Here is a 17681-nt window from a genome sequence, read left to right as displayed (position 1 = left end):
CCTTAAATTAAAGTTGCAAGGTTTATAATTCCAAGTTTTGTAATCACTTCAAGACTGATTAAACCAATTGCGATAATCATCACTAATATTAAACTTAATTTTCCGCCGGGAGCTTGATATTCGCCGCTGTAATGATCGATATAGCGTCCCTTATAAACCATAAGAGCCGGCATTAGGACTAAAAGCGTCATAACCCCAAAAGCCCCCGCATATTCAAGAGCTGTTAAAAAAGCTCTCGGATTAAGCCACATAATAATTAAGGGGGGTAAAAAAGTTAAAAGAAAAAGAACCGATTTACCTGAAGGTGTTTTTTTTACTTTAAATCCATCCGCCAAAAAGTCTTGGAGGCTTAATGACACCCCAAGAAAAGAGGTGATGATGGCAAAAAATGAAAAGAATCTAGCTATCATGGAAAGCCAGTTATTTCCAAGAATCCCTGTCAGCAAGTGGACCCCGTTTTCCCCTTCAAGATACCCTTCTTTTATCCCGAAAGCCCCTTCAATCGGTATGATGCCAAGCGATACAAAGACCCAAAGGATATAAATGATAAGAGGAATAAAGCTGCCGATAAGTAAGGACAAGGTAAGTTTTTTTACATCCCGGTTTAAGTAGCAAGAAAGGGTTGGGATAATAATATGAAAGCCAAAAGAGGTCGCAATCACAGAATTGCTAATAAGAAGGTATTTCCAGGCGGTATGCTTCAAATTGTCCGTTTTAACTTCCGGAAATAAAGTCACAATCATTAAAAAATAAGCAATCGCAAGCCCGGTCATTAAGAGCCTATTTACAAAATCAACCGCTTTTGTGCCATGATAGACAAAGTAGCCAAAAACCAAAAGAAGGGGAAGAACGCCCGCATAATGCGGCAAATCTAAGCCAAAAACCGCTTGAAACATGTCTTGCATGATCTGAGAGCTGCCGGTTAGATAAGCAGTCGTTAACGCATAAAGCAAAAAAAGATAAAAAGTCCAGCTGGCAGCCTCTCCTGGAAATCCAAGCGTCTTTCTTGCCATAGAGATAATATTAGTTTTACCTCCCATAAAAAGAGTGGCTTCAAGCATTAAAAATGCTGAGTAAGTTAAAAGCATCCAATAAAAAACAAAAAGAATAATAGACGGAAAGAAGCCTGCAAGACCTGTTATGGTTGGCAAAGCAAGCATGGCGGCGCCTATGGTAGTTCCGGAAACGAGTAAAACTCCTCCAATGAGTTCTTTTTTATTCAACAAGGCTTAAGCTCCCACATCTTTATAGACAGCTTGATAAAGCTGGATTAAAAAAATAAAAATACTAAAAAGTAAAACGATCGATAAAACAAAATTTCCACCGGGTACAATTATATTTCTCCACTCCTTAGATTTTCTTCCTGAATAAACCATTAGGACGGGCAATACTCCAAAAAGGATGACAGCTCCAAAGCCTCCTGCATATTCAAGGGCGGCTAAGAATAAATTCGGATAAATAATCGAAAAGAGAAAAGGCGGCCCTAAGGCTAAAAGACAAACCGCAAGGCGATTAAGCCACGTCTTCTTTAAAGGCAGTCCATCGGATAGAAAGTCCACAAAACTTAAAGCCACCCCAATAAAAGAAGTCACAATGGCAAAAAAAGCAAAGGATTCAGCCACGCTTACAAAAACATTAGACCCTATGATATCATGCAGCATGGAGGTCACCATCTCCCCTCTCTGACTGCCTTTCTGGAAGATTTCAAGAGGGATAATCCCAAGAACTAGCCATTCCCAAAGCAAGTAGACGAGAAAAGGAATGAAACTGCCAATAACCACTGCCGCTACCAATTTTTTCGTATTTCTTTTTAAATAGGTCGCAATGCTTGGAATCAAGTTATGATAGCCAAAGGAGATCACCATGACAGGAAGAGCAAAAAAAGAAACTTTCCATTCTTTAAAAAAAAGATTGCCGGAATCGACATAAGAAAGCCCAAAGGCTACCAAAAGAAAATAAGAAAGGATAAGGCCAAGCATTAAAAATCGATTCAAAAGATCGACAGCATACGTGCCGATATAAACGGTAAGTCCAAAAAAAAGGACAAAAAGAGCGCTGCCCAAACTTTCTTTTAAGGTAAATCCAAAAAAGGAATGCGCAAATTCGGAAAAGAGTTTGCCGCTGCCGGAAGTATAGGCCACCATGAGGGCGTAAAAAAGAAAGACAAAAGAAACCCAACTGACGATCTTGCCGAAATATCCAAGAGTTTTTCCGGCCATAGTGATTAAATTGACATCGTAATCAAAATTTAAGGCCACTTCTAAAAGAAGAAGTCCTGTAAAGGTCATAAAGACCCAACTAAAGATAAACATTAAAATTGAAGGAATAAACCCTGACAAGGCCGAGATCATAGGCAGCCCTAACATTCCGGCTCCGATGCAGGAGCCTGAAATTAAGAGGATGCTCCCGAGTAAACTTCCTTTAGATTCTTCTTTCATATTATTTTCCGATTATCAAACTTTTAATGAACAAATTTTTGAAATTATGAGAGAGGCAAGGGGGAATATGGCCTATGGCCAAAAGAATCGGAAGAAAAAAGGAGTGAAAAGATCTGCTTTCATAAATAAATACCAAAAAAAGAGTATCTTTATTGAATAAAACATTCAAGAAAAAGTTCTTATCCCTTTCTTTTCGCCAAGCTTTCATTCCCTTAATTAGAGACTCTACCTATTCTTCCAAAGTAGAATAAGAGGACTTGTAAGGCTCATCTAAAATGGAGGATTTAGCCCCTCTTGGACAGGAAACAAGTCCAGTCCGGCACTAACTATCCATTTTTCTGATGCCATTATCAATTAATTATTTTGATGGTAGCTTTCACAAAGCGTTCTTAAGAGGTGTTTCTTACAAATCATCGATCAGGTTTTATTTGGTTTAAGAGTTTGGCTCTTTACTAGATGTTTTCTGATATTAGACTTCTTTCGAAAACTCCATTCAATTGTTAAAAATAGAGTTCCTAAACTCCTAAATAAAAGAAAGATAGACCAATTACTTCTGCAAAAGGCCAATTTTTTCGGCTTTTTTGGTTTCTTGTCCCATACGGCCAAGCTCGTAGCCTCCGTAATCCAGGAAGCGGAAGTAACGCTCAAAGGAAGGGTGCTTTTCAATGACTTGCTTTGCCATGGATTGGGCAATATAGCGGTAATTAGGATGGCCAGCTGGCGAAGATCTAAGTTCGGTCAACCACTGAAGCCCTCTTAGGTTCACATGAAAGTACCAGCGAATATTAAAGGCCATTGGAACGATGTACTGAGCTTCTTCAGGAAACTCTTTTGCGATCAGCTCAAAGCTTGCGCTTGCTTGATCCATGGCTCTGCAATATTCCGCCTCCCACTCAGTATTACGAATTTCAATCGGCACAAAATAGCCGTAATCGCAGGTTAGTTTTTGCTTTTCTTGCGTAAGGAGGCGATGCCTTTGAAGGTCTCGGTAAACGCCAAAATCAGCTACAATGTCGAAGGTAAAAAACGCATGCTCGAGGGCTCTTGGAGACTTATGCCTTCGCATTTCGCGGCCTTGAACAGAAGCTTCCAAAATGCGATCGATTTCTTGTTTCGGTAATTTTTTACAATACTCTAAGAGCTCTTCCATCCCTTTATTGACATTCGGGTAAAGAAGCGCTGCAGCCACTTTTCTTTCAGCGTCTTCATCTGAATAAACAAGCTTTACCCCGCTTTCTGTTGACGATGACACTAAGGGAGCGTGCTCTTTGGACACATGCTCTAGCTCTTCTTTCATCTTATGAAAGTGTCTTTCGTAGGCTTTGTGAGTATGGTGGGAAAGAGCTGATCTTCTTACAAAAGACGGGATGACTTTAGAAAGTTCTTCATAAATTCTTTTCCCCATATCTTGCATCTCAGACAGGCTTGAGCAGTGGAGTTTATGGATTAAACCCTCAAAAAAACGGCCATTACCATAAAGGCCCATATTGGTTAAAGTACCGGAAGGCAAGAGCCCTCTTAAGCAATCAAGAACTTTCGCTCTTAAGGCAGCTGTATAAGCAGTTTTCGATATTTCAGCGTCTTTTGGTTTTTCTTTCTCGATCATAGCGGTCAAGGGAGGAATAAGACGGCTATAGGTATCAAAAAGCTGATTGCAAGTATTGATATAAAGGTCTCGAAAAGCGCTTGTCATTAGGACAGGTTCTCTATAAAAGAGATAGTCTCCGTTAACTTTTTGATCGAAATAAATGTAGCGTGTGGACTTCTCTAAAGGAGAGCCGCCAATGCGGCTATCTTCTATCATTTTGGCGGCTAACATCGAAATATTTTCAATCGCAAGATGGGCACCGCCTAGCTCGCCTATTGAATCATCGCCATAGCCATCCAAAATCCGGTCATAGAAATTTTGAGCTTTTTTAATAGCTTCTGCTTGCTCGACTTGAAAGGCTTCATCCGCTTCTTTAAATCCCGCGATTTCATTAAAGCCGGATTCATCGCTATTTGAGATAAATTCTTTTAAGAGAAGGGAGCGAAGCCCCAAATTTGATCTTGAGTAACGCGAAAAAAGGGCGCCCTTTATAACTTCCGGAAGATTCCTTAAGGCGAAGATGTGTCCTTGAGTATTTGTTACATAGCGCTCAAGTAATTTCTTTTGCGCTTCGGTAAAATTTTCATAATCATCAAGAAGCATGGGGGCCCTTTTACATTAGGTCTTAAGCAAAGTTAAGTGAAAAAAATGTCTTTTGTTTTTCCGTTGGATCTTAATTTAATCAACCGTCTTCTTGCTTTGTATCTTCAAAGCTTGTTAATTTAATTGGATCCGGGCCTTTAAGGTTGCCATATTTTCTTTTGCATATGCAAGAAAATTTAAACTTCGGCTTTAAATCTTTGCGGGTCTATTTATTGGGTTTTTTTTAATCTTAAATTTTTACTTATCAGTCGCTTCCAAACTTTATTACAAACCTAACCTTAAGAAGGCCAATGGTTTCAAAAAAATGAATTTATCAAAAGAAGACATCGAAAACTTATTAAAATGGAATGAAGCCGGATTAATTCCGGGTCCCAATGAAAATTTTACGGGTTTTTCAAAAAGAGCGGAATTTTGTCTTAGTATACGCGATCATTTACCTGAACTCCCTCCTTTTGATCCGCTTGAAAACAAATTAATCGAAGAGACTGCTCTCTCTTCTCAATTTCTTTATGGAATGCACCCTGCTTGGGTGCCTATTTTCTTCAGCAATCATTCTCTTTTCCCTTGGGATGGAGCCTTTTCCCTAATTTTTCAATTAAAAGAGGAATCGCCTGACTCTGCCTTTATTCAGCTTCGAAAAAAATTGAAAGAGCAAACAAGTTATCTAGGGTACAGCCGAAAAGAGCTAGTTTTACATGAACTGTCCCATATCGGACGCATGGAATTTGATGAGCCGGAATTTGAGGAAATGCTGGCATGGAGATCCTCGAATTCCTCTTTCCGAAGAAACTTTGGCCCTATTTTCAGCTCCCAAAAAGAAAGCGCAACTCTCGGAATCTTGCTTTTATTAACCATTACATTTGATGTTTTGGCTTTTTTCTCCTCAGAATACGCTTACATTTCCCTTTCACTTTACCTAAAAGCCATCCCCTTTCTTTTTTTTCTTTTTTTACTGTTTAAACTTTTCCTTAAAAGACGCAAGTTTTCTAACGCTTTATTTCGCCTAAAGCAATTTTTTAAGTCCGAAGAGAAGGCTAACGCGGTGATTTATAGGTTAAGAGATGATGAAATCCGTCTTGCGTCCCGATTAAATGAAAAGGAGCTCGTCCGTTTTATGGAAGAATTGAAGGAAAAAGACCTTCGGGGATTTCTTATTACTGAAGCTTATCCAAGCATTTAAACCATTTTTTTTAAGGTTAGTTTTAACAAATTACGTTTTTTGCTACAATTAACTTATTAAAAGAGAGTAACATTATTTCCCCCTCTGACCGAACTCTCATTAGGTTTTCTTTTGCTTCTTTGCAATAGCTAAAAAATAGGATTTTCTCTTTTATCTTTAAACCATAACTTTGTTATACTGGCGGATTAAAAAAAACTCTTTTTGCTTAGGGAGCTTCGCTAAACAAGGTAAAAGCACCCGTTTTCGTGAACCTTAAGCCAAAAAAAATTAAATTAGGGAAGTTAAAGTTTAGGCATGGATATAGACCGAAGAGCTCTTTACAATGCATTACGTATGAATTGGCTAAACGATCCTACGATCGAAGTAGAGCCTTGGCAGGTAGAAAATTACCGTGATATGTCCCTGCCTCTTCTTTTTAGCCGTCTTCGACAAAATGGATTTAGCCTAGATAAAGATTCCTTTACCTCTCTTTCTGAAAATTTTGACACCCCGGAAGAATTAACGACTCACTTAATAGATGAAGAGGGTGTAAGCGCAAAAGAGGAAGATCAGGTCTATCTTATCACATTCGAATTATGGAGAAGGCTTCAGAAAGATAAGCCTTGCCTTAGCATTTTTTGCGATGAATTGGACCACCAGATTTATCTTTATGACCATGGACTTGCCAAATCGGCCGAAGATATACAAGACGCACTTTCAAACCTTCAAGTTATTTTGGAAGAAAATAGCGATGAAGGGGCAGACCCCGAGTCTGTTCTTAATCTTATTAATTACGGCTCCGCGAATGATATTGAAGCTTTTCTTTTTGATTTTATTTTGGAGCAAATTGAAAACGACAATTACTCCTATGCTCAAGACCTTTTGGAAAGTTTCCAGTATTATGTGTCTGACAAGAAATGGTTTCAACTTCTTCATGCCCGCCTTCTTTTCGGCATAGATCCAACGGCTGCGAAACCAATTCTTAACTATCTTATAGATCAAGCAGAAGATGATGAGGATCTTGAGTTTAATCTTGAACTTCTTTCCGAACTGATCCAAGAAGAAGACGAGGAAATCTTTTTAAAACTATTAAAATCGACCCTTCCTTTGCTTGAGCAAGAAGAGGATTTTCAAGATATGCTTTTGTTGACTGCCGATTTTTTCAATGAAAAAGAAAAAATTAACGAAGAACACCTCATCCAAAGTTTGTTAAAAAAACGATCTTCAATACCTCTTGATAATATCTTAGATAAAAACGACCCCGGAGTTCTTGAGCTAACGAAATTAATAGAAACGAGCGTTTATCGACCCAATCAAAAATAGGCCAACTTCTAAATCATAAAGCTTAAATTGCTTATCATTTATTAAAATAACGGCCTTAAATAATTTTTGAAGCTTGAGTTTCAATAACTAAAGAATTAACTAAATGAATAGATAAATCGAGTTTATTTATTTCAAAACCAGAATCTTAAGAAGCCCTTTTCAAATGCCTTTAAACTGGTTTTCAAAAGAATTCTGCATCTTGACTTTTATCGGACAAAAAAGATACAACTATGGCTTAAAACACAATATGTTGTACCGGTAAAAAAATTGAAATACCATATCTTGTGTTTAAAAAGAAAATCTTAAGACTTAAAAGTTTTGAGAAAAAATCTAAAACATTTTCTAAAAATTTGCTTTATTAAAAGCCATATAGACTTAAACAGTCTGTCATAAGAGAAGAGAGGGATCATGACAAAGCCTACAGCACGTGCCTTAGCAACTTCGCTTCGCACTTACCATCGTCCTGTTAAAGAAGGCGATGATAGGCTCGAAAGCTGGAATCAGGTTGTAGAAAGAGTGATACAACACCAAAGATGGCTATGGGAAAGAGCCCTTGGCAGATCTTTGATTGAAAGAGAAGAGCATGAACTGGAAGAATGCCGCCAGCTTATTTTAGGCCGCTATATTGCTCCTGCCGGAAGAACTCTTTGGCTTGGCGGAACAGAGCTTAGCCGAAAAAGAGAATCTTGCATGTTTAACTGCTCTTTTACACATGTTGAAACAGTATATGATCTTGTCGATGTGCTTTGGCTTCTTTTACAAGGCTGCGGAGTTGGCTTTAGACCGATTACCGGGACCCTCAATGGCTTTCGCTGCCCGCTTCATGAGATTCGAGTCATTCGATCCAATAGAACAGAAAAAGGCGGCATCCCTCATAACGTAGAAACATATGATCCTGAAACTAGAACTTGGACAGTTAAAGTCGGCGATTCAGCAATCGCTTGGGCTAAAGCTATTGGAAAACTAGTCGCTGGAAAATTTCCTGCAAGAACTCTTGTCCTTGATTTTTCTGAAATCCGGCCGGCCGGAACTCGCCTTAAAGGCTATGGCTGGATTTCATCCGGTGATGAGCAAATTGCCAAAGCCTTTAAAGCCATCGCTGAAATTCTATCTAATAGAGCCGATCAGCTTCTGACTCGAATGGATATTTTAGACATCGTTAACTGGCTTGGAACCATTCTTTCAAGCAGAAGATCTGCGCAAATCGCTCTTTTTGAATACGGACAACCAGAGTGGGATGATTTTGCTTTAGCTAAAAAAGAGTGGTGGTTAAATGATAAGTCTCATAGACAGCAGTCTAACAACAGTCTTCTTTTTTATAGCAAACCAACAAGAGCTGAACTTGAGCGTATCTTCCAGTTAATGTTAGATTCCGGCGGGTCGGAACCCGGCTTTATCAATGCCACAGAAGCCGAGAGAAGAGCTCCCTGGTTTAGAGGCTGCAACCCTTGCGTTGAAATCCTTCTTGGAAATAAAAGCTTCTGCAACCTGACAGAAATTAACGTTTTAGCTTTTAAAGGCGACAAAGTAGGCTTAGAAAATGCCCTTCGTCTTGCAGCGAGAATGAATTATCGCCAAACCATGGTCAATTTAAGGGATGAAATCCTTCAAGAAGCTTGGCATTTAAATAATGACTTTCTCCACCTTTGCGGCGTTGGTCTTACAGGAATTCGAGCAAGGCCTGATTTAACACGCTATGACTTCAAAAGAATGCGAAATATCGCAGTGAGCGCAGCTTACAGCATGGCCAATGAATTGAATGCCCCTCTTCCGAAAAACGTCACATGCGTTAAGCCAAGCGGCACCATCAGCAAAATAATGGGTACAGAAGAATGGGGAGAAGTGCCGGAAGGAACCCACATTCCTCTAGGCCGATACATTTTTAACAATATCACTTACTCAAAGCACGATCCTTTAGTGGAACGTTTCAAAAAGGCAAACTATAGCATTATTGAAAAACCGTTCGAGCCGGAGTCTGTTATTGTGAAGTTTCCAATTAAATATGAAAGTGTTCCTTTCACAAGAAAAACAGTGGCTCGTAAAAATGGAAAAATTGAAGAAGTTGAAGTCAACACTGATTCTGCTGTAAACCAGTTAGAGTGGTATCGTACTCTTATGGATACTTGGTGCGAGCAAAATGTTTCCAATACCATTTCTTACGATCCTTCAGAAATTCCGGAAATTATCGATTGGTTCCTGGAGCATTGGGATTGTTACGTCGGGGTATCCTTTATTTTTAGAAACGACCCTACTAAAAAAGCGGAAGATTTAGGTTACGCTTATTTGCCTCAAGAAGTGGTCACTAAAGAAGAATATGAAGAATATGTCGCAAAACTTCTTCCGATCAATTATGAAGGATTGGAGTTTAGCGATGAGGAACTAGCAGAAGAGTGTCTCACAGGAGCTTGCCCTATCCGGTAAGAAGTCTTTAGACTTCTTTCGAAATTCGCTTTGATTGGAAAAGGGAGTTGTTTTGGGACAAATTTTTTGATAAATTTTGAGGCCATATGCATACATATGGTCGAGAAATTTAGCGGAAAAGATGCCAAAAAGAACCCATTTAACAATCGAATGGAATTTCGAAAGAAGTCTATTATTCCAAGTGTTAGAGATGAAGGTTAAAGCCCTTAGGGGTTTTAACCTTTTTTTTAAATCCTAAGGAAGAACTAAAATGGGCTTAAAATGTATAAAATCACCCGCGGCAAAAAGATAGCGAACCCCATTTTTTTCTCCAAAAAAAGGATTTAAGTTTTCTTTCATGCTGTGAATATGACCAAAGACACACGTTTCAACTTTATATTTTTCAAGTAAAAGAGAGACTCGGCTAGCTTTAAGATCCACGCCAATTGGCGGGTAATGGGTCATGGCAATTCGATGTTTTGCTTTTGAAGAAAGCTGCTTTAAGCTTGTTTCAAGTCTTTGCATCTCCCTTAAGAAAATTTTTTCGTCCTGATCTTTATCTTCTTCTTTTGCCATCAAATGAGAAAGGGCATCGTTTGGAGTATAATCAATGCAGCCATCAAAATTAAATTCATAGGTATCCCAAAGCCTTGATCCCGCAACTGAAATATCCTTCCAGTTAAACGCAGTATTTTGGATGAGATGAATTGAAGGGGGTAATAAGGTTTCTAGCTTTTTTAGAGAGGACCACCAATAGTCATGATTGCCTTTAATCATAACCTTAGTTCCCGGCAAAGAGTCTATAAATTTTAAATCTAAAACCGCATCTTTTGGCTCTTTTGCCCAGGAAATATCCCCGGGAAGGAGGATTAGATCGTCTTTTCCAACGATAGACAGCCAATTTTCAGCAATTTGCTCGGAATGGTTCTTCCAACGCTCACCGAAAATATCCATTTTTTTATTGGGAACGCCAAAAGATAAATGTAAATCCGCTAGTGCAAATACAGGCATTTAGTTTCGCTTTTTTGTTTTGTGATTTCAGGTTTTAATTAAAAGAGTAGCATAAAGCTTTTGATGAGAAAAACTAAAAAATTGTTGATTCTAGCCGGGATTTAAAGCCGCGGGTTGTTTCTTGGAAATCAGATCCCGCGACTAATAAGATTTCTATTCTTCGAATAACTCTAGGGCGATATCACTAATCCGCTTTATAGCCTCTTGGCCTTGGAACAGCATCGAACAGTGAGTTGTGATTTCAGGTTTTGCCGCATCAAGCTTATAGGTCTCAAAGTAGACTTTTGTGTGGTCTGACTTAATATCTTGGGCGAGTGTTTTGATAATAATCGCTTTTTCATTTTCCTCATTTTTGGCTACTTTTTTAAAGCCTAAGTAACCGCGAAGAGTTTTATAAAGAGAAGCTTCTCTATAAGGAATCATATAATCTTCCTTATGAACAATGAGAGCTTTCTTACTTTGGTTATTTTTCTCTTCCCAAAGCTTATAAGCCGGCAAGTTCCAGTGAGCCAAATAAACTAAGGTCCCAAGGAAAGCGCCTTTTAAGGCGGCAACAGCCTTCGCTGATGACTCAAAAGACTTTTCATTTAAATAAGGCGGGCAATTTTTGGGGTCCGCTGGATCGGTATTCATAAGAGCTACTTGGGCACTAATTCCACCCCCTAACGAATACCCATGTAAAAGGACCTTTCGCTTTTGAAAACCTTGATCCATTAAAAATTGAAGGGCTGCATCCCCATCAATTACAACATCTTTACCGTAGGAAGGGCTGCCCTCGCTTTTAAGGACGCTTCTATAATTAAATAAAAGAATAGTAGACTCGGTTTGCTTTGCATACTCGATGAAGGCATCATCGCTTAGGTATCTTTCGTATAGACTGCCCATGCCGCAAAAGAAGATGATTGCTGTTTCTTGAGACTTATCTCTTAACGGGTCTTTTCCCTGAGGATTTATTTGAATCCCATTTATTTTGGCGCCATCGAAAGTATTAAAGAACACTTCTTTAGCTTGCGGGTAAGTCTCTAAAAAGGCAGTTCTTTGGTTATGCAGCTCATTTTTAGTCTTCTCCGATACATAAGCTGCCATCATAAAGGATCTTTTTGCTAAGTATTCAAGCCCTTTTTGAATTAGAAGAGATACACCGAGAGTAAAAACTGCTAAAGCAACAGTAACAATTCGACGAGTCAGGCTTACATTTAGGTGTTCCGGTATATTTTCTGGCATTTTAGCCGTAAAGAGAGTCTCTTTTCTGTCTTGAACAATCATAATATACACTTAAATAAATTATTATAAATAAAGTAATATACCAGAGTAACATTTTCTTAACAATAAATTATTAATTCGGTTGTTTTTATATAATTTAATAAGATAATACGGTTTATAAGTTCACCTTTAAAAAAAGTCGTAAGAAAATAAAATTTTTCTTATAAGAAAGTAGATTTAGGGAAATCGTTAAGTCCCTTTATTTTCCTCATTTTGAATTCACTTCATTATAATAGTGCTGACATTTATACTACCTTTGAAAGCTAAAAATTACTCGATGTTCTAAATTAGGTTAACAGATGGGCTACGCTCGAAACTCTTAGTTATGTTTGAAGGTTTAATCGATAAATTAAAAATTTTTTTTTCAACGAAAACAGGAAAGATTTCGACCCTCTTTCTCTTAATTTTTTTGGGGCTTTATTTCAATTTTTGCGAAACAAAGATTAAAAAAAATTCCTTTTCCAAAAAAGTTTTTTTAATCGCTCATGACCCTATTTTTTATCCTCTTAATCTTATGGGAAGGGATAAAAGCTTTGTGGCTTTCGCAAGCGATCTTTTTTATGAAATCGCAAGAAAACAAAACATCCGGATTCAATTAATTTCGATCCCGCAAAATGCCCTTTTTGAAAAATTGGAAAGAGGAGATTATGATGCCATCGTGACACTTATCTCTCCTCTTGCTTCATATAGACAGAAGTACTTGCTTTCCTCCTCATTTTACGAAGTTGGGCCGGTCCTAGTCTCTAAAAATCTCAAAAGCCCGATTTCCCTTGAAGAGATTAAAACGAAAGTAATAGGAGTAAGACGAAATTCTCTCGATGCCTTTTATTTCGAACCCCTTGGCATTTTGATGCAGCCCTATGACACTCTGACAATTGCTTTTGATGATCTTGAAAGGGGGCGGATTGATGCCATTATGATCCCTTACCTTCAAGCCAATACCTATTCGCAACTTTTCTCTTCCGGAAAATACAATATCATAACTACTCCTTTGACCGATGAGGGCTTGCGGATTGTAGCTCCAAAAAATGAATCCAACCAATTTTTAATTACCGAATTCAATAAAGGATTAAAGGAAGCTAAAGCAAGCGGCATCTATGATGCGCTCTTAAAAAAATGGGGTCTTTCAAACCCGATCACCCTTGAAGAATCCATAAACTTAGATGTTGTCCCCTAATCTTATCAAAAAACTTTGAAGATGCCTCTAACCTCTTGTCAAAAAAAGAGGGAACTTTTTTAATGACGGACAAAATTACGTATAAAGGCGGTTTTGTTTGTTTTTAAAAAAAAGAATTTCTCTATTTACTTTCGCCGCTCTTTTTATTTTTATTCTTTTTTCGTCTATCTTAACCGGGGTAACCTTTATATGCTTTAGCCGTAAGTCCGGAAGATGCGCCATCGATCATCAAAAAATGCAGGAATTACGTCTAAAAAAATAGAGGCTTATGGCAATTCTTTTCTCTATGCTGCCGGTCTACCTTTTCGGCAATCTCCACTGCTTTGGCATGTGCGGACCTTTAGTCATGATGCTGGCTAAACACCGCTATCGGATGTTTTATTTTATTGGCAGGCTTACTGCCTTTTCTTTTTTTGGACTCCTTTCAGGCAGCCTTGGCATCGTTTTAAAATTTGTCTTTGAAGGATTTAATGGGAGCGCCCTTTTAAGTTTTTTTTTCGCCGCTCTATTCGCAGGTTTAGGCTTTCTTAGCCTGAATGCGAAAAAAAAGGTCCTGCCCGACTCTTTTGCAAGACTGCTAAGCAAAACAAGCCAAAGACTTGCCTTGCTTCTTCTAAAAGATAGACCAGAAACCACCTTCTTTTTTGGTCTTGCCACACCCCTTTTGCCATGCGGCCAGTCGCTTTACGTCTTTTCTATTTCAGCTCTGCTTGAAGACCCGCTTTTGGGAGCTTTGAACAGCTTTCTATTTGCGCTTCTGACCTCGCCCTCTTTATTTGCTGCTTTGCATCTGCAAAGAAGACTTCAATCAAAAAATTATTTCTCGGATTTTTTTGCCTATTCGGCATTTTTCGCTTGTTTTTTAGTGCTTTTAAGGGGTTTTGCAGAACTAAACTTGATTTCCCATCTTAGTTTTGAAGTCCCCCTTTTCAATGGCATTCACTTTGTTCTTTTTTAGAAAGGCTTTTTCAATTCATAAAATGATTTTCAAGCTATTCACTTTTTCAGTAGACTTTCTTCAAACTTAAGGGTCCTTAAAAAATTGAGGATTTTTGACGCTTTTATTGCTAAAGTTTGAGAGCATAAGAAGCGGAAGAAAGGTACATTAAAAGGTTTATTTTATAATGATCAAACAAGAATCTTGGCCTATAACACTTTTAAAATTAGCATTAGGCATCGGAATTTTTTTCCTCCTTCTCATGCTCTACTGGTCTTCAAACCTTGTTGAAGAAGACTTAATTGCGATAAAAAATGAAATACAAGGGTTTAAAAAAGAACTCCGCACTCTATCGGAAGGCGTAAAAATCCAAGAAAATAAAGACACTTCCTTAAAATCATCTTCGTCTCATGCCAAAAATGTAACTTTAAGGCCTCATATCGACCCTTCACTTCCAAACATGCTTGAAGTCGATCCTTTTGAAGACCGATATGTGGATATTTTAGGTGAAAATTTTTCGCCAAACGGTACCTTTTATAGCGCCACTTATGGAAAACCAGACACGCTTCACCCCTTTAGTAATTTTGCCGAAATTAGCAGTTGGCTCTCTCTTTGCGGCATCTATCTTGCAAAAACGCACATTGGCAAGTATGAACAAATGGCCCCTTATGGGGCATTAAAAATTGAAGAGCGGACAAATAAAGAAGGCAAGCCTGAATTTTGGGTCCATTTAAGGGAGGATATCTTTTGGGAACCTCTTGAAAAGAGATTTTTTCCGGAAGGTTTTAAGTTGTCTGAACATTTCTTAAAACGCTATCCGGTAACCTCCGAGGATTATAAATTTTTCTTCGATGCAGTCATGAACCCTTTTGTTCAAGAGCCGGGCGCTGTAGCTATTCGAACCTATATCGACGACATTGTAGATTTTGAAATAATAGATGACCTGACTTTTGTCGTAAGATGGAAGACCATAAAAACAAGCGATGATCAGCTTATTATTCGCTATATAGCAAGAAAATGGACAGCAGCCCTAAGACCCCTTGCTTCTTTTGTTTTTAAATATTTTGCCGATGGAAAAAAAATTGTGGAGGATGATCAAGATAAGAATACCTATCGTAACAGTTCTCTTTGGGCGCAAAACTTTTCTCAGCACTTTGCGAAAAACGTCATTCCAAGCTGCGGCGCTTGGACCTTTGATGGCTTTACAGAAAGATCCATTTCCTTTAAACGAAATCCCAATTTCTTTGACCCTCATGGGGCTTTGGCTAATCGAACAGAAGTCTTTTTTAAAAATTCACCCGATACCATTTGGCAAGAGTTTAAAAGAGGGTCTCTAGACACCTATAATTTACTTCCTAGCCAAGAAAAAGAATTTCAGGATTTTTTAGAAAGCCCTTTATATAAAAATCAAAAAGAAAATGATGAGTTTGTAAATCGATTAAGCTACTTTCAACGCTCTTTCACGTGGGTGGGTTGGAATCAGAAAAATCCTCTTTTTAAATCAAAAACTATCCGTCAAGCCTTAACGATTGCCATAGATAGAAGGCGCATCATTGACGAGATTTTAGGGGGTAAAGCAGTTGAAATACACGGCACTTTCTTTGTTTTTAGCCCATCTACAGACCCTAATATCTCTCCATGGCCCTATGACCCGCTCTTGGCAAAAAGAATTTTAGAGCAGGAAGGCTTTGCGGACCTAGATGGTGATGGGATCTTGGAAGGTGAAATCGATGGCAAGAGAGTCCCTTTTCGATTTTCCCTCACCTATTTCGTTAAAAACCCAACTACTAAGGCCACTTGCGAATCTATTGCGACACAACTTAAAGAAATAGGAATTGACTGCAAATTAAATGGGGTGGACTTAACGGATCTATCTTCTAGTATAGATGAAAAAAGCTTCGATGCTCTTTTTCTTGCGTGGGGCTTAGCTACTCCTCCTGAAGATCCAAGACAGCTTTGGCACTCTTCGGAAGCTAAAAAGCCCGGGTCCTCAAATGCTATCGGATTTTCAAATAAGGACGCTGATCGCATCATAGAAAGACTCGAATATGAATATAATTTAGAAAAAAGAATTGAGCTCTATCATCAGTTTGATCGTCTTATTCACGAAGAGCAGCCCTATACTTTCCTCTATACTCCGGAAATTTCTCTTCTTTATAGAAATTGGATTCATAATGTGTTCCTTCCCTTGAAGCGTCAGGATTTAATCCCGGGTGCTGAAGTTGCGGAGCCGAATTCCGCGCTATTCTTTACAACCAAAAAAAATCAGTCAAATTGAGAGATGGCCTATGTGGAATTATCTTTTAAGGCGGCTTTTTCTTCTTCCGATCACCCTTTTTTTTATTATTTTGATAAACTTTTTTATCATTAATTTAGCCCCCGGGGATCCGGTGACTGTCACTGAAGTGTCAGCAGATGGGGCTAAAAGACAAGAAGGGCAAAGCGCGGCATCAACAGATGACAGATACCAGCAATTTAGAGAGTTTTACGGTTTAACACTCCCTATCATTTACAATATATGGCCGGAAACTTCAATAAATTGGATTTTAAAAGAACTCAATGAATTAAATTCCTTTTTAGACGACCCTGATAAGTCGGCTCTCACTTTTAAGGAATATAATCAAAAACGAATTCTCCTTGGAGATATGTCGCGCTATCTTATGCCGAAGCTTAAAAGCATTATGGATGACAAAAGTGAAAGTTTTGCTATCCGTCAATTAGCTTCTCAATTCTTTATCCGCGGCGGGACAAGAGTTGTCACTATAGGAGGAGATTTAGGTGAAATGGAGCGAGCTCAAAACCAAAGAATTTCCAAGGGAAATACTATTTTAAGAGAATTGGCCCCTAAAAGAAATGAAACCCCTCAAGAATTTGCTAAAAAAAATGAAGCCCTCGGAAAATGGTTTGAAGAGAATAAAAGTGATTTTTATATTGAGCCTAACTTTAAAACAAAACTTAAGATTTTTTTTACCGAAACAAGATTCTATCGTTATTTCTCAAGAGTTCTAACCCTGAATTTTGGATCTATTAGGAACGATCCTAATAAAAAAGTGATTGATGAGGTATCAAGAAGATTTAAATACTCATTAACTCTATCCATCCTTCCGATGATAGCCACTTTTTTTCTCTGTATTATTTTTGGGTATGTGATGGCAAGTTATCAAAACGAATTTTTGGATAATGGATTAAGCCTTCTTTTTCTTATTCTTTATGCCACTCCAATCTTTGTTGTAGCTCCTTTCCTTATTGAAAAAGTAGCTTTGAACGGGCATTTTCCTTTTACCGATATACCCATTCCTTTAAGCGGCTTTACAAGCAAAGAAAGTATTTACAATAACCTGTCTTCTTTTGAAAGGCTGACAGATGTCTTAAAACATATTGCCCTTCCTCTTGTTGCAATTTTATATGGCGGGTTAGCAGCTCAAGCACGCTTTGCAAGAACTGCCTTTTTAGAAGTGATGCGGCATGATTATGTGAGAACCGCAAAAGCTAAAGGAGCAAGCTCTTTTGACATTGCCACAAAACACATTGGCCGAAATGCCAGTATTACCCTTGTAACCGCCATTGCAGGCTCGCTCGGAGTCATTTTAGGCGGCTCGCTTATCGTTGAAACGTTATTTGAAATCGATGGCTTCGGAAAGTTTTTTTATGATGCGATTATTAACCGAGACTACAATGTGATCATGTTTTCAACCCTTGCAGGCTCCCTTTTAACTTTGCTAGGTTACCTATTTGCTGACATTTCCTATACCATATTAGATCCACGCGTAACTTTGGAGTAA

General features: G+C 38.3%; 12 protein-coding genes. 7 read left to right on the top strand and 5 right to left on the bottom strand.

Annotated elements, in window-relative coordinates; genetic code table 11:
* Positions 1–2: 2 nt before the first annotated feature.
* The 3 genes from CSEC_RS07700 to CSEC_RS07685 all read right to left on the bottom strand — a co-directional run bounded on the left by CSEC_RS07700 (position 3) and on the right by CSEC_RS07685 (position 4629).
* A complete protein-coding gene (locus CSEC_RS07700) occupies positions 3–1226 on the bottom strand; it encodes an amino acid permease (RefSeq protein ID WP_237559223.1) in 1224 nt (407 codons plus the stop codon).
* Between the two features lie 3 nt (positions 1227–1229).
* On the bottom strand, positions 1230–2438 hold the full coding sequence (locus CSEC_RS07695; RefSeq protein ID WP_041017870.1) for an amino acid permease: 1209 nt from the start codon (positions 2436–2438) through the stop codon (positions 1230–1232).
* A gap of 547 nt (positions 2439–2985) precedes the next feature.
* Positions 2986–4629 carry an FAD-dependent thymidylate synthase gene (locus tag CSEC_RS07685; protein ID WP_041017868.1) on the bottom strand — a complete coding sequence of 548 codons (1644 nt, stop codon included), beginning with the start codon at positions 4627–4629 and terminating at the stop codon, positions 2986–2988.
* Positions 4630–4933: 304 nt separating this feature from the next.
* Between CSEC_RS07685 and CSEC_RS07680 the strand changes: the two genes are divergently transcribed.
* The 3 genes from CSEC_RS07680 (at position 4934) to nrdJ (ending at position 9532) form a co-directional block, all read left to right on the top strand.
* Entirely contained in the window at positions 4934–5809 is an 876-nt protein-coding gene (locus CSEC_RS07680) for a hypothetical protein (RefSeq protein ID WP_041017867.1), read from the top strand.
* A gap of 294 nt (positions 5810–6103) precedes the next feature.
* Entirely contained in the window at positions 6104–7111 is a 1008-nt protein-coding gene (locus CSEC_RS07675) for a hypothetical protein (protein ID WP_053331894.1), read from the top strand.
* A 408-nt stretch (positions 7112–7519) separates the two neighbouring features.
* A complete protein-coding gene (gene nrdJ, locus CSEC_RS07670) occupies positions 7520–9532 on the top strand; it encodes a ribonucleoside-triphosphate reductase, adenosylcobalamin-dependent (protein ID WP_041017866.1) in 2013 nt (670 codons plus the stop codon).
* Between the two features lie 234 nt (positions 9533–9766).
* On the opposite strand, the gene CSEC_RS07665 is transcribed toward nrdJ, so the two are convergent.
* Positions 9767–10522, bottom strand: coding sequence for a metallophosphoesterase (locus CSEC_RS07665; RefSeq protein ID WP_041017865.1), 756 nt, complete (start codon positions 10520–10522; stop codon positions 9767–9769).
* Positions 10523–10675: 153 nt separating this feature from the next.
* Positions 10676–11788: an alpha/beta hydrolase family protein gene (locus CSEC_RS07660; RefSeq protein WP_041017864.1), complete on the bottom strand. Its 1113-nt coding sequence runs from the start codon at positions 11786–11788 to the stop codon at positions 10676–10678.
* A gap of 322 nt (positions 11789–12110) precedes the next feature.
* Here CSEC_RS07660 and CSEC_RS07655 point away from each other — a divergent pair, with 322 nt between their 5' ends.
* The 4 genes from CSEC_RS07655 (at position 12111) to CSEC_RS07640 (ending at position 17681) form a co-directional block, all read left to right on the top strand.
* The gene (locus CSEC_RS07655; protein WP_041017863.1) at positions 12111–12962 is read left to right on the top strand and encodes a substrate-binding periplasmic protein; all 852 of its coding nucleotides are present in this window, start codon (positions 12111–12113) and stop codon (positions 12960–12962) included.
* A gap of 268 nt (positions 12963–13230) precedes the next feature.
* Positions 13231–13920, top strand: a complete 690-nt coding sequence (locus CSEC_RS07650; protein ID WP_041017862.1) for a sulfite exporter TauE/SafE family protein — start codon at positions 13231–13233, stop codon at positions 13918–13920.
* Positions 13921–14086: 166 nt separating this feature from the next.
* Positions 14087–16177, top strand: coding sequence for an ABC transporter substrate-binding protein (locus CSEC_RS07645; protein ID WP_237559221.1), 2091 nt, complete (start codon positions 14087–14089; stop codon positions 16175–16177).
* Between the two features lie 10 nt (positions 16178–16187).
* On the top strand, positions 16188–17681 hold the full coding sequence (locus tag CSEC_RS07640; protein WP_041017861.1) for an ABC transporter permease: 1494 nt from the start codon (positions 16188–16190) through the stop codon (positions 17679–17681).

Source organism: Criblamydia sequanensis CRIB-18 (assembly GCF_000750955.1).
GTDB lineage: Bacteria > Chlamydiota > Chlamydiia > Chlamydiales > Criblamydiaceae > Criblamydia > Criblamydia sequanensis.
The sequence above is the reverse complement of the archived record's forward strand: the minus strand, read 5'-3'. Positions and strand labels throughout refer to the sequence as shown.